Source organism: Amycolatopsis sp. NPDC051371 (assembly GCF_040682155.1).
GTDB lineage: Bacteria > Actinomycetota > Actinomycetes > Mycobacteriales > Pseudonocardiaceae > Amycolatopsis.
In genome coordinates, this window is record NZ_JBFBAG010000003.1 from 101231 (window position 1) to 114453 (window position 13223).

Here is a 13223-nt window from a genome sequence, read left to right on the forward strand (position 1 = left end):
CCGGCGGACCCGGACTCGGCTGAACGATCAGCCGGCTTCGCGGACACCGCGAGCCGAGCGCGGCTCGGGTACCTCACATCGCGCCGGCAACGGCGGATTGAGACCGCTCACGATCTCCGCGAAACAACACATCATCAACTACCGACCGGCGCGTCCGTGTCCGACCAAACCCCATGCCTCCGGGCGAAGTCCTCTGCCACGTGCTCGGCCAATCCCAGGAGGCGATCTGGATCGAGACCACTCAAACCGTTGAGATACAACGAGACCAGGCCATGCAAGGCCGCCCCCATGATCGTGGTCTCGTTGTCGATGTCGACCCGCTCGTCGCCACCCTCGGCTACCACGGCGCGCATGGCATCGGCGACCAGATCCAGGGTGCCAGTGGGACGCAGGGGATACTTGGCGTTGTCGATCTGGGCGCCACCGAGCCCGAACATCGCCTGGTAAACCTCGGGCCGGACCAGCCCGAGGTTCACGTTCTCCCTGGCCATTGCGGCGAGCCGACGTCCTGGCGGCAGCGAGTCGGGCACCGCCCCCATCCGCTGGAACAGGTCTGCGAAGCCGTCCTGGCGGACCTGCGCGATGATCGCGTCCTTGCTGTCGAAGTACTGATAGAGGATCGGCGACGAGTACTCGATCTCATCGGCAATACGCCGGATCGTCACCGCCGCCCAGCCGTCGGCCCGGGCGACATCGCACACCGTGGCCAAGATGCGGTCGCGCATCTGCCCCCGCTCACGCTCACGGCGTTCCTTGAGCCCCACCAGCGCCTTCCTTTCCGCACCGCAACCGTACCCGAGTCCGCCGACCGGCAGACGCCCTTGCCAAGCGAGCTTATCATCGATAGATTATCTAACGTCGATAGGCCAGCGCCGACGAAGACGCCGGCAGCCGAGGAGTGGGTGCGATGAGCGGCATCACCGGACAACGGATCGGGTTCGGCGTCGGGCTCGTGACGGCCGCTGCCGATCCGGCTCCCGACGTATTGCCAGACCTTGTCCGGACTGCCCGGCTCGCCGAGGATCTCGGCTTCAGCCTGGTGACCGTCAGCGATCACGCCTCCGGCTCCCGGCCAAGCTTGGAGGCGTGGACAGCACTGTCGTTCGTCGCCGCACGAACACGGCGGATCGAGATCGCTCCCGTCGTACTGGGTCTTCCCTACCGCCACCCCGCCGTGCTGGCGAAGATGAGCGAAACCCTCGACCGACTTTCCGGCGGGCGGCTCGTCCTAGGCCTCGGCGCGGGTGGGTTCGACGAGGAGTTCGCCGCCTTCGGCCTGCCCACGCTCACCCCGGGCGGCAAGGTGACTGCCTTACGTGAAGCGGTGGACATCCTGCGTGGCCTGTGGTCAGCGCCGGCGTTCACCTTTTCCGGCAAGCAATTCACCCTCCACGGTGGACGGATCGAGCCGAGACCCGAACACCGAATTCCCCTGTGGCTGGGATCGTACGGGGACCAGGCACTGGCGCTGACTGGCCAGTTGGCCGACGGCTGGATCCCATCATTGCCCCGGCTCGGACTCTCTCGCGCCGCTGCGATGCGCGCAAAGGTGCGGGCCGCGGCGCAGTCTTGCGGCCGCGACCCCGACTCCATCACCTGTTCCTGCAACGTCGCGGTCCGCATCGGCCGCGACCTGCCCCCCGAACCGAACGTGGTCCAAGGCGACGCCGACTCGGTCGTCGCCCAGTTCGTCGAGATCATCCGGGCAGGTTTTACCTTCCCGGTATGCCATCTGGACTCCTCCCGCCAGCAGGAACTGTTCGCGACGGAGGTCATCCCCAGGGTGACCGCCGAGTTCACCGCCGTCCTCTGACAACAGTCCGACCCGGCTGAACTCGCGCACGCCCGTTGGTTAACAAAGATAGAAATTTAATCACTGAGAGGATCTCCGTGCGCTTCCACTGCTACGTGAACCCCCAGACGCCCGGGCCCGACCATGACACCGCCATCATCGATGCGGTGACCGAGCAGGCCGTCGAGGCCGACCGGGCCGGATTCGCCGGTATCTGCCTCACCGAACACCACTTCAGCGACTACAACACCTACGGCGACCCGTTCCTGTTCGGCTCCTACCTCGCCCCGCAGCTGGCCAATGCCTGGGTCATCCTGACCGTCGCGGTCGCGCCGTTGCACAACCCGCTCAAGCTCGCCGAACGGATCAACCTGCTCGACCAGCTGACCAAAGGCAGGCTGATCGTCGGAATCGGCCCTGGTAGTTCACCCTTCGAGTTCGCCGGGTTCGGCCGGGACCTGTCGCAAAGCGCGACGGACACCGAACAGGTGCTGCGCATCGTCCAGGAGGTCCTCGAGCACGACCGCGACGATCCGCCGTACCAGTGGAAGACCGCCTTCGGCGGTGGAGAACTCCTCGGCCGGATCATGCCCGCGTCGTACCGCCGTCCACACCCGCACTTCGGGCGTGGCGCGCTGAGCGACAAGAGCACGATCGACACGGCGCGGCGCGGCTGGCCTCTGTTCACCGGTCGGGTCGGGCCGGAGGCGATGGGGGCGAAGTTCCGTCTCTACCGGGAGACCCTGGCCGACGCCGGGCATGCCCAGGCGACCATCGACCACTGCCTGCGGTGGTCGTCGGTGCAGAAGACCATCTGGGTGGCCGAAACCGACGCGGAGGCGCAACGCCTGGCCGACGAACCACTGCGGGTGCAGACCAGCCTCGGCACCAGGGCGCATCAGTCCGGGCCGAAGGGAACCGACGTCAGCAGCGCACTCGCGCAGAAGACCGGGATCAGGCCGGGCGATCGCGCCGGTTTCGTCGAAGGCGCCACGATCATCGGCAGCCCGGAGACGGTGGTGTCCCGGATCAAGGAATACCAGGCCCAGGGTGTTCCAGGGATGGCCATGCACTTCACCTGGGGGCACGCCGACGCCGAAGCCGTCCGGCGGTCGTTCCGGCTGTTCGTCGACGAGGTCATGCCGCATTTCGCGGACGAAGCCGCCGCCTGAGCCGGCGGCCCGATCGGAAGGCGGGAATCACATGCGACAACCGACGACGGTCCCCACCGAGAGCGGAACCGCCCCCATCATCGAACTCTCCGACGTCACAACCGCATTCGGCCAGGAGAAGGTCCTCGACGAGGTCTCCTTCGACGTCCGTCCCGGCGAGTTCCTCTGTCTCCTGGGCCCCAGTGGTTGCGGCAAGTCCACCTCGCTGCGCCTCATCGGCGGTCTGCTACCACCGACCTCCGGCCACATCGAAGTGGCCGGGCAGCCACCCGAGGCCGCATGGACCGAACTCACCTATGTGTTCCAGCAACCCCGGTTGCTCCCCTGGCGCACCGTTCTCGCCAACGTCATGCTCGGTATGGAACTGCGCGGTACCGGCGGGGACCGGACGCGCCGACAGGCGCGGGCCGCCGCCCAACTGGAGCTGGTCGGTCTGGCCGAGGCAGCCGGCAAGTATCCCGGCGCGCTGTCCGGCGGTGAGCGGCAACGGGTCGCCATCGCCCGGGCGCTGGCACTCGACCCGCAGGTCATCCTGATGGACGAGCCACTGTCGGCACTGGACGTGTCCACGAAACAGCGACTGCGCGCCGAGATCCAGAACGTCTGGGCATACACCGGCAAAACCGTCGTGTTCGTGACGCATGACATCTCCGAGGCACTGTTCCTCGCCGACCGGATCATCGTCTTCTCCGGCAAGCCGACGCGCATCCTGCGCGAGTTCGCCGTCTCGCATCCGCGGCCACGGGAAGTGGACAGCGATCCGGTCTTCCTGGCAATGCACACCGAACTTCGGGAGCTCTTCGGCGTGCCGGACGCGTCGGCCGATGCAGAGGGGCCAAGGCAATGACCATCGATCTCCTGCCCGGCGCGCCCGATCGGCGCACCGGTTCGCGTTCGCGCCGGTCGACTCCCCCGCCGAAGCACGGCAGGGCCTGGCGAGCGAGCCGACTCACGCTGATGAACGGCGCACCAGTGCTGCTGATCATCGGGTGGTGGGTTGCTTCACGTTATCAACCCGCCTACATCGTGCCCGACCCGCTGGCCGTGCTGCACCGCACCTGGGACCTGCTGGCCGGTGACAGGGCCCTCTTCGCCAACACCTACATCTCGTTCGCCCGGGTCGGCATCTCGGTCCTGATCGCGGTCGCCCTGGGAACTGCGATCGCGCTCACGGCCAAATACGTCACGGTGCTCGAAGGACTCCTGGTCGACCGGCTGATGGTGTTCGTCAACGCGTTTCCCAGCATCGGCTGGGCCATCGCCGGCATGTACTGGTTCGGGGTCTCGACGCCCGCAGTGATCTTCGTCGAGGTCGCGATCATTCTCCCCTTCACTCTTATCACCATTTGGGAAGGCCTCAAGGCGCTGGACGCCGAGCTGATGGAAATGGCGCAGAGCTTCACTCGGGACACCGGGCGCATCATCGTCAAGGTCGTCGCGCCGTTCCTGGCACCGTATCTGTTCTCCGCGCTCCGCATCTCCTACGCAGGCGCATGGAAAGTCGCGATCATCGCCGAAATCTTCGGCGCGTCGGAAGGTCTGGGTTACCTCCTCAACACCGCACGCGAGCAGTTCGATTCGACCACGCTCTACGCCTGCATTCTCACGTTGATCCTCATCGTGTATGTGGTGGACAAAGGCATTTTCCGGCCTGTCGAAACCAAGCTGCTGCGCTACCGCAAAGCCGCGTCATCCCACCGCTAGACCTCTGAAGGGAGGACGCAATGCCGCGTCCCCACCACCCCGCCGGGCCGGCCCGCCTGCGTCGAATCGCAGCGGCTGTGATGTTCCTCGCCGCGCCTCTCAGCGGCTGCGCGCCGAGCGGATCCTCGTCCGTCCCGGGATCGGCCATCACCATCGGCATCTCGGACGATCCGGCCAAGCACCTCGCCTTCTGGGCCCTGGAGAATGGCAAGGTCGACACCGGCGGACTCGACATCAAGATCACCTACCTGCCCAATCAGAGTGCACTGCAGGCCTACCAGTCCCGCCAGTTCAACGTCGTCGAAGCGTCACCGGTCGGCGTTGCACTCGCCGCGCAGAAGGGCCTGGCCACCTCGATCCTCAGCGCAGGTCTCACCGACCTCGACGCCACCGTCATCGACGCCGCCCAGTCTTCGGGTGTCCGCGACCCCGGCCAACTGCGGGGCAAGAAGCTGGCGATCAGCTCCCCGACCGGAAGCTCGACCATTCAGACACAGTTCGTGCTGTCGAAGAAGTACGGACTGGACACGAAGCTGCAGGGAGGTGACCTCGCGTTCCAGACCACCGCACCGGAGGCTTGGTGAGCCTGCTCTCCGGCGGTGGTGTGGACGCGACCACCAACCTCAACAAACCGCGCTACCTGCTGGAGCACACTCCGGGATTCGCACCGATACTGCACGTGAGCAAAACCGTCCACGAGATCCTCGGCGCCTACCCGGTCACCACGGTGCTCACGACGTACCCGGAAATCGAGCGCGACCGCAAGGACGAGCTCACGACGCTGGCCACTGCGCTGAAGGCCAGCACCGACTACGCCCGCGAGCACAAGCCCGAGGTGATCGCCGCGGTCGCGGGCGGAAACCAGGCCGACGTGGACTATCTGAACTGGTGGGCAACGACGAGCGAGCTGCGTTACGGCAACCTCTCCACGCCGGACGAGGCCGGGATCAACGCATTCTGGACGATGGCCAACGCCGTCGGACAGCTGAGCAAGATTCCGAGCCTTGCCGAGCTGAAATCCGTCGCCGCACCGGCGCTCGCGGGAAAGTGAGCACAACACCATGACCAGCATCGACGGCGCTCAGGAGTACTTCGACCGCGAGATGGGTGACGACGTCGACCAAGGGCACGCCTACCTGGCACAGGCTGATCCGGAGTACCTCGCCGCCTACCAAGCCTTCGCGAAAGTCCTCTACGGCCGCGGCAACGCGGCGTTTCCACCGCGCGTGCGCAAACTGCTCGTCATCGCGCTCCTGGCCGGCACCGGCGACTGGCCGGAACTGCGCCTGCACGTGCGCCGCGGCCTGCGCGACGGGCTTCAAGCGGTCGAGGTCCTGCAGGCACTCGAGATCACCGCCAACGCAACCGGAATGACCGCCGTGGTCCACGGCGCACGCATCCTGCAGGAGGAACTCGAGGCGTCCGGACCGGTCGCGACAGTGTCCGAGACGGACATCGTCGCACGGAACATCGACACCTTCCGGAAGCTGCAGTACGACGTCATCGTCGGCGGTGACCTCGACGGCCTCGAAAAGATCTTCGCGCCGACCTTTGTCACCGAACGGGCGGGGCTCGCCGACCTCATGGCGCTGTCCGGCGGCTCGGAAGGTGGCAGGATCGGGGACGTGTACGAGGGCTTCCGCGCGGGGCTGGCGGTGATGAAATCCGCGCTGGCCGACCAGTCACGCGAGATCGAGGAGATCCACGGCACCGGTGACCTCGTCTGGGCCAAATGGCGGATCAGTGCCATTCACGCCGGCCCCTTCCTCGGCCGGCCGCCCAGCGGCAACCAGGTCAGCTGGACCGAAGTCGCCTTCCTGCGCTTCGACCGTCAGGGCCGCATCGCCCGCGGCTGGTTCCTCGCCGACGAACTCCAGCTCGCGGCGCAACTCGGGCTCGTGGTGAGCTGAGTTCCCAGCGTGCTCGACGGCCATCGGGATCCGTCCGGAAAGTGGTGTGGCGATGCTCGACAGCACGCCGCGCCGCGTCGGCCGAACCCCGGTGAGAACGGAATATTCGCGGTGGTCACGGAGGTGGGAGACCGCCTACGTCCCGTTCCGCTGGTCGGGTGGCCGCCGCGCTGGTGAGGCCATGACCGCGAAGCAGGACCACCGGGCGGTCGCCCATCGCGGCGACCATCTCCGCGGCCAACGCCCGATTGCTGACCAGCACCCCACGCCGATAGACCGGCACTCCGCCGGCACGGGGCGCTGTCAACAGAGGCAGCCTCTGTTACACAGAGACACTTCACACCTTGCGTGGAACCGCCGCCTGGAAGGAGTCCGTGTCGATACCCCACGCCGACACCCAGTCCGGCACGATCTCGATCCAGTTCGGCCCGAAGCCCGGCCCGAGTACCTCGCCCCCCTCGGTGCGCAGCCGCGCGTTCCCCTTGACGGTGAGTCCGCGCGGGCGCCAGACCGGCTCGGTCACCACGTCGTCGACGACGAACGCCACCCTCGGGCCGGCTTCGATGTGCCGCACGTACAACCGCCTCTGACCGCGGATCTCCAGTGAGTGCGCGCCGATCTTCAGCACGCCGCGGTCGGGGTCGAACTGGTAACCGGTGGGCACGACGTGCGGTGCGCCGTTCCGGCCGGCCGTAGCCAGCCGACCCAGTTGATGCTCCTGGAGAAAGGTCGCCTCATCGTTGCTGAACAGGCTCATGGGCCTCCTTCGTGTTGGGTGACCGGACTCGGTCAGTCTTCCGGCCAGGTGTTCAGGACTCGTTGTCGAGCACGAGCTTCGACAGCAGCGCATCGAGGTCGGCACATTCCTGCGGCGCGAACCGCGAAATCATGTGCTCGAGCCGCTCGGTCACCGCGCGCTTGAACCGTCGTACGGCCGCGCGGCCTTCCGGGGTGAAATCGACGAGCCAGGAGCGTCCGTCGCACGGATCGGGCGTTCGGACGATCAGCCCGGCGGAGTGGGCACGGTCCACCAGCCCGGTCACCGACGACTTCCTGATCCTCAGCAAACCGGACAGCTGCCTCATGCTCACCGGCGCGTGGTCCACGATGCACAGCACCTTCGCCTGCTGCGGAGTCAAACCCTGCTCAGCGGCGACTGTCACGAGCACCTGCTGAACGAGGTCTCGTCCCTGGACCAGCGCGGCCACGAGACCCGGCCTTGGTTCGCCGCTATTCGGACCGCAGTGGGTCACACCGGCCGCTCGGGCGCGCGCCCGAGCGGGTCGGCCGAGTAGGCGTGGGTGTAGTCGTTGTTGATCCCCGACACGACCTCCCACCGGCCGGACGGCACATTCTTGGACACGACGAGGGCCAGCACACCACGACGCTGTGCGACGTCGCCATCGGCACCGGCGTGCCCCGTCGAGGTCCAGTCCAGCTCCAGCACCGCAGCTGTCGACGACAACAGCCTGGACCGACGGCCGGTCACTTCAAGACTCGCCTGAGCGAGCGGCCCGGCGAAGGCGAACCGGTGCAATTCCTCGATTTCCGCATTGGTCGCCGCGCGATGTCTCAGCACATCCGTGAACCAGCCGTCACCGGCGAATGCGTCGGCGAAGGCAACGGGGTCGTGGGCGTTGAAGGCCGTGACGACCCGGTCACCGGCCTCGATCGCACCGGCGGGTACCGCCACCGGCGAGTCGGGCGTCGCATCCGCCCCGACAGCGTCGGCGAGCCGGACGAACGCCGCGCGCAACTCGTCGGCGTAGGGTTCCACGACGACGGCCGGATCGATGAGGGTGCCGTGCTCGGAGTAGGCGTCGCGCGGGAGCACCAGCTGCACCCCAAGCGGGTCGAGCACGAGCCCGACGAAGCGGAGGACCTGCGCGAGCTGGTCGTAAGACTGAATGCCGCCACGCGCGCCGTAGCTCACCAGCAACCCCGGCTTGCCACGCCATTCCGCGAACAGGTAGTCGATCGCGTTCTTCAAGCCGGCCGGGTAGCCGAAGTTGTATTGCGGACTGATCAAGACCACTGCGTCCGCCGAGTTAACCCGGGCGCTCCAGGCGCGGGTGTGCTCGTTGAGGTACACCCGCGTCGCCGCCATTTGCGGCTCGTCGAGCAGCGGCAGCGCGACGTCACGCAAGTCGGCGACGTCGACGTCGTCGAGTCCGGCTTCCTTCGCGATCCGCACCACCTGCTCGGTGAGCTGGTCGCCCACGCGGACAGGCCTGGTGCTGCCGGTGATGACAAGGACTCGCATGAACTACTGCCTTCCCTTGGGATACGGCCCAATAATACGCGTGCGAAACTAGTTCGCAAGCGGTTGGACAGCATGCTGACTATCTGTAGGCTTGCTGTCGCTACGGGACGGACGGAGTGACGATGCGTGTACTGATCCTGGGAGCCAGCGGGGGCACCGGTCGGCTGCTCGTGAATCTGGCGCTGGACCGAGGTCTCGAGGTGACCGGCGCGGCGCGCAATCTCGACACCCTGCGCGCACGACACCCCGGACTGCCACTGCACCCGGTCGACGTCCGGGACCAGCAGGCGTTGCGAACAGTGACAGCAGGGCACGACGCGGCCATCTCCGTGATCGGCGGTCGTGCACGAACTCCGGGCGGGATCTATTCAGAAGGTGGGCGGGCCATCGTGCAAGCCCTCGAAGACGAGGGTGTCCGGCGCTTCGTGTGCGTGTCGTCCGGGGGTGTGGCTTCGCGGGACCCCGGCCTGCCTCTTTGGTACCGCCTTGCCATACCCCTGTTCATGCGCGACCTCTACGACGACATGCGCCGGATGGAGGACATCGTGCGGGACAGCGCGCTGGAGTGGACGATCGTGCGGGCGTCCTATCTCGTGGACAAGCCCGCTCGCCGCGAGTTCCGCGTCGAAAACGGCCGAAACCCCCGCGGTGGTTGGAAGATCAGCCGTTCCGACCTGGCGGCGTTCCTGCTGGATCAGGTCGGCTCGAGCCGCTGGCTGAAGTCGACGCCCACACTCGCCTACTGACCGCCGACATTGGCCGCGACGCGGCTCAAGAGATCGTCCAGAGTGGCCCGTTCCTGTTTCGACAGGCCGCGGGCGAGCCGGGCATTGGCGGCACGAGCGGCCACGGCCAGCCGTTCGTAGAGGTCGTTCCCTTCGGCCGTGACCTCCAGCAGCGCGGCACGCCGGTCCTCGGCCATGCCGACGCGCCGCAACCAGCCGGACGTGACCAGGCGGTCGACATGCCGCGTGAGCGTCTGCCCGCTGAGGTTGAGCGATTCGGCCAAGTCCCGCTGGATCATCGGCCCGCGCACGCCGAGCGTTTCCAGGATCGTCCAGGTCGCGAAACTGGCCCCGGCGTCGGTCAGGCGTCGCTCGAACTCGGCACGCGCGAGCCGGGACACCAGGGACAGCCGGTATCCCAGGCTGCCCAGACCCGACGGAGATCGCCGCGAAGCCTTCACCAAACCGGCCATCCTTGCCCACCCTCCACGACGTCAGCAGCCACGATGGTAGTGGACAGTAGGCTGTCCATCAGCATGCCACGTCATTTATCAGAACAGGGCAAGGTGTGTGCACGCTGCCTGCCGGGGCACCCGACCTGGCGCCCCGGCAGAAGGTTCAGTGGTCCATCATCTCCTGGTTGATCGGACCCCAGATGTTCACGGTGGCCAGGTCGACCTCCCACGTCTTCGGGTAGAGCGGGTAGGACTCGTGCCACGGCCGCGGTTCCCAGTAGCCCTTGTTCTCGTCGTGCATGACATCGAGCTGGGTGAACAACTCGATCGTGTTGCCGTCGGGGTCCTTGTGGTAGGTGAACAGGTTGTGGCCGGGGCCATGCCGGCCCGGCCCCCAGTGCAGGCGGTAGCCCTCCTTGGCCAGGTGATCGATCATCGTGATCAAGTGGGCCGGATCCCGCATCTCGTAAGCGATGTGGTGCATTCCGTCGTACTTGTGGCTCGCCATGAAGTTCGCGGCGTGATGGTCGGCGTTGCACCGCAGGAACACGAAGAAGTCACCGATCGTGTCCGACCACTGGAAGCCCAGAAGTTCCTCGTAGAACTTCTGCAGCGACGCCAGTTCGGAGGTGAACGCCGCGACGTGCCCGAGCTTGGTCGGGCGCAGCGGCGTGTACCCCGCGACCCCGCTGGGATCCTGGGACTCGTACAGGTGCAGTGGCACTCCCGTCGCCGGTTCCGTGAGGATCAGCACATCCGGCGTACCCGGGCTGATGTCACTGCGACGCTCGACGTCGTACCCGGCGTCCCGGAGCCGGCGTTCGGCATCGGACAGGGCGCCCCACACCTCGTACCCCACGGCGGAACGGGCACGGGCATCGCCCTGGGTGAGGACCACGCTGTGGTGATCGAAGCCGGTGGTGAGGAACGCCCCCTCGGGACCCTGATCCACCAACTCGAAGTCCAGTGCCTTCGTGTAGTAGTGCACGAGACGCTCCACGTCCGGCGTCGTGAACTGTACGTAGCCGAGCCTGGAGACCCGGACCGCGGGGTCGGTGCCGTTGGTCGCGCTGCTCATGGTTTCGCTCCTTCTTCTCCGTCCACGGATCCGCGTGTCAGCGGCGGGCGACGATCTCGTTGACGATGCGGCCCAGACCTTCGATCTCGACGCTGACGATGTCGCCAGGCTTGAGAAAGTCCTTGCGCGGCATTCCGACGCCCGCGGGAGTCCCGGTCAGCACGAGATCACCGGGTTCCAGGGTGGTGATCCGGCTCGCCGCCGCAACCAGCTTGTCCACCCCGGCCACCATGGCCGATGTCGACGAGTCCTGCTTGACTTCACCGTTGACGGTCAGGCGGATCTTCAGCGCCTGGGGATCGGGCACCAGCCAGGACGGAACCAGGCCCGGGCCGATCGGGCAGAACCCGTCCTGGCTCTTGTGGGAGAACCAGTCCCAGGCGAAAGCGGGGAAGACCGCACCCGGCCGGGGGAACTGGCCTCGTGCCGAGAGGTCGTTCGCCACCACGTAACCCGCGATGTGCGCCCGTGCTTCAGCTGGATCGACGTCTCGGCAGGTGTCGGCGATGACGACGCCGAGTTCGGCTTCCCAGTCCACTCCGGCCCGTGGATCGGCCGGGATGGCGACGGTGGCCCGGGGCCCCACGATCGTGGTCGTGGGGGTCTTGAGGAAGAAGAAGGGCTCGGCGTCGGGATCCGGCGGCTCGGTACCCATTTCCTCGGCGTGGTCGAAATAGTTCACCCCGGCACACAGCACCTTCCGGGGATAGGTCAGCGGCGCCACCGGCTCCGCACCGACCACCTCCGGCAGGGACTCGACCTCGATGCCCTTCAACACGGATTCCCAGCGCGCCCAGTCGGCGAGCACGTCCATTACCGTCGCGCCGGTCAGGGACGGCGGCGGAAGCCGGACCACCCCCGACTCCTCGACGCCCAGGCGGACACCGCCGGAACCCGGTTCGGTGTACTGCACCAGTGCCCAGGTGCCTGCGGTCATCAGAGCTTCCTCCAGTCGTCGTCGGTGGTGGCGGTGAGCGCGACCCGCCCCATATTGCTGTCTGCCTCGAGATAGCGGTGGGCTCGCGCCGCCTCCGCGACCGGGAACGTCCGGTCAACGACCGGACGGAAGCCGGCTTCGACCTCTTCCCACAACCGCCGGGCACTGTCGGGGTTGCCGGTCCGCACGCCGAGCACCCGCTGGCACCGGGAATACAGGCGCATCAGGTCCAGCTCCACCCTTCCGCCGAGGAAGGCACCGGAGGACACCACGGTGCCGCGGTCGGCCAGTACCGCCATGGTGCGGGCCCAGATGCGCTGCTCGCCGAGGTCGTCGATGGCCACCCGCACCCCCGCACCGCCGGTGAGAGCGAGCACATCCTCGACGAAGGTGTCGCTCGCCGGGTCGAACGCGGCGGTGGCACCCAGTTCGACCAGTCGTTCGCGCTTCCACGCCGAACGCGACGTCGCGATGACCTTCGCGCCCAGGTGTTCGGCCAGGCCCGCGGTGAGAGAACCGAGGGCCGACGCGGCGCCCTGGACCAGCACCCAGTCTCCGGCCTCTACTCCGGCCTGGGTCAGCTGGTTCTGCGCCACGGGACCGGCCAAGGCCAGACCGGCCGCGGTGGCCGGACTCAGCCCCTCGGGCACCGCATGCACGTTCGTGACCGGCACCCGTGTGTACTCGGCGTACGCGCCGGGCTGGTGCACACCCATTATCTGCAGACCCGGGCAAGCTTCCGAACAGCCTTCCACGCAGGCCGCGCACTCGCCGCACGAGATCACCGGGAACACCGCGACGGGATCGCCCACGGCGGCGGCGTCGACGCCCGGTCCCACCGCGGCGACGGTCCCGGCGTGCTCCGCGCCGAGAATGTGCGGCAGCACGAACCGCGCGTAAGGATGTGTTCCCGCCCGCGCCGTCAGATCGAGCAGCCGGCCCACGCTCACCGCGCCGACCCGGACGAGCACCTCGTCCTTGCCCGGCATCGGGACGGGAACCTCGTCGACGTGCAGGACACCGGGGTCGCCGAACTCGCTGAACACAACGGCGCGCATGGTCGCCGGCACCGTCCCGGGCACGGCGGGCCACGCGTCGGTGCCGGTCAGTTCTTCGGACATCGTCGCCCTCCGTCGTCCTCGATCCACCGCGCAGCGAACGCCTGAGCACCGGCCCCGCCGATGCCG

General features: G+C 67.3%; 16 protein-coding genes. 8 read left to right on the top strand and 8 right to left on the bottom strand.

What is annotated here, in order from left to right:
• Positions 1-134: 134 nt before the first annotated feature.
• Positions 135-764 (bottom strand): TetR/AcrR family transcriptional regulator, encoded by a 630-nt coding sequence (locus tag AB0M59_RS04970; protein ID WP_364608805.1) that lies wholly within the window; start codon positions 762-764, stop codon positions 135-137.
• A gap of 143 nt (positions 765-907) precedes the next feature.
• Here AB0M59_RS04970 and AB0M59_RS04975 point away from each other — a divergent pair, with 143 nt between their 5' ends.
• The 7 genes from AB0M59_RS04975 to AB0M59_RS05005 all read left to right on the top strand — a co-directional run bounded on the left by AB0M59_RS04975 (position 908) and on the right by AB0M59_RS05005 (position 6578).
• Positions 908-1813, top strand: coding sequence for an LLM class flavin-dependent oxidoreductase (locus tag AB0M59_RS04975; protein WP_364608808.1), 906 nt, complete (start codon positions 908-910; stop codon positions 1811-1813).
• Positions 1814-1908: 95 nt separating this feature from the next.
• Positions 1909-2964, top strand: a complete 1056-nt coding sequence (locus AB0M59_RS04980) for an LLM class flavin-dependent oxidoreductase (protein WP_364609698.1) — start codon at positions 1909-1911, stop codon at positions 2962-2964.
• A gap of 31 nt (positions 2965-2995) precedes the next feature.
• Positions 2996-3811, top strand: coding sequence for an ABC transporter ATP-binding protein (locus tag AB0M59_RS04985; protein ID WP_364608811.1), 816 nt, complete (start codon positions 2996-2998; stop codon positions 3809-3811).
• Positions 3808-4668, top strand: coding sequence for an ABC transporter permease subunit (locus AB0M59_RS04990; protein ID WP_364608814.1), 861 nt, complete (start codon positions 3808-3810; stop codon positions 4666-4668). The genes AB0M59_RS04985 and AB0M59_RS04990 overlap by 4 nt, the downstream gene beginning before the upstream one ends.
• A 20-nt stretch (positions 4669-4688) precedes the next feature.
• Complete coding sequence (locus AB0M59_RS04995; RefSeq protein ID WP_364608817.1) at positions 4689-5252, top strand: hypothetical protein; 564 nt, start codon at positions 4689-4691, stop codon at positions 5250-5252.
• Positions 5249-5719 (top strand): hypothetical protein, encoded by a 471-nt coding sequence (locus AB0M59_RS05000; RefSeq protein WP_364608820.1) that lies wholly within the window; start codon positions 5249-5251, stop codon positions 5717-5719. The genes AB0M59_RS04995 and AB0M59_RS05000 overlap by 4 nt, the downstream gene beginning before the upstream one ends.
• A gap of 10 nt (positions 5720-5729) precedes the next feature.
• Positions 5730-6578 carry an ester cyclase gene (locus tag AB0M59_RS05005; RefSeq protein ID WP_364608823.1) on the top strand — a complete coding sequence of 283 codons (849 nt, stop codon included), beginning with the start codon at positions 5730-5732 and terminating at the stop codon, positions 6576-6578.
• A gap of 337 nt (positions 6579-6915) precedes the next feature.
• Here AB0M59_RS05005 and AB0M59_RS05010 read toward each other — a convergent pair whose 3' ends face one another.
• Genes AB0M59_RS05010 through AB0M59_RS05020 form a run of 3 tightly spaced genes read right to left on the bottom strand, consistent with a single transcriptional unit; the run spans position 6916 to position 8841 of the window.
• Positions 6916-7335 carry a pyridoxamine 5'-phosphate oxidase family protein gene (locus AB0M59_RS05010; RefSeq protein WP_364608826.1) on the bottom strand — a complete coding sequence of 140 codons (420 nt, stop codon included), beginning with the start codon at positions 7333-7335 and terminating at the stop codon, positions 6916-6918.
• 52 nt (positions 7336-7387) lie between these two features.
• Positions 7388-7786, bottom strand: a complete 399-nt coding sequence (locus AB0M59_RS05015) for a MarR family transcriptional regulator (RefSeq protein ID WP_364608829.1) — start codon at positions 7784-7786, stop codon at positions 7388-7390.
• Between the two features lie 41 nt (positions 7787-7827).
• A complete protein-coding gene (locus tag AB0M59_RS05020) occupies positions 7828-8841 on the bottom strand; it encodes an NAD(P)H-dependent oxidoreductase (protein ID WP_364608832.1) in 1014 nt (337 codons plus the stop codon).
• A 122-nt stretch (positions 8842-8963) separates the two neighbouring features.
• On the opposite strand from AB0M59_RS05020, the gene AB0M59_RS05025 reads away from it, so the two are divergent.
• Positions 8964-9587, top strand: coding sequence for an NAD(P)H-binding protein (locus AB0M59_RS05025; protein WP_364608835.1), 624 nt, complete (start codon positions 8964-8966; stop codon positions 9585-9587).
• On the opposite strand, the gene AB0M59_RS05030 is transcribed toward AB0M59_RS05025, so the two are convergent.
• From AB0M59_RS05030 to AB0M59_RS05045, 4 genes are all read right to left on the bottom strand, one after another.
• On the bottom strand, positions 9581-10039 hold the full coding sequence (locus AB0M59_RS05030; protein ID WP_364608837.1) for a MarR family transcriptional regulator: 459 nt from the start codon (positions 10037-10039) through the stop codon (positions 9581-9583). The two genes, AB0M59_RS05025 and AB0M59_RS05030, sit on opposite strands and share 7 nt — an antisense overlap.
• A gap of 145 nt (positions 10040-10184) precedes the next feature.
• Positions 10185-11099, bottom strand: coding sequence for a VOC family protein (locus tag AB0M59_RS05035; RefSeq protein WP_364608840.1), 915 nt, complete (start codon positions 11097-11099; stop codon positions 10185-10187).
• A gap of 37 nt (positions 11100-11136) precedes the next feature.
• Complete coding sequence (locus AB0M59_RS05040; RefSeq protein ID WP_364608843.1) at positions 11137-12036, bottom strand: fumarylacetoacetate hydrolase family protein; 900 nt, start codon at positions 12034-12036, stop codon at positions 11137-11139.
• On the bottom strand, positions 12036-13157 hold the full coding sequence (locus AB0M59_RS05045; RefSeq protein WP_364608846.1) for a zinc-binding dehydrogenase: 1122 nt from the start codon (positions 13155-13157) through the stop codon (positions 12036-12038). Before AB0M59_RS05045 ends, AB0M59_RS05040 begins: the two co-directional genes overlap by 1 nt.
• Between the last annotated feature and the right edge of the window lie 66 nt (positions 13158-13223).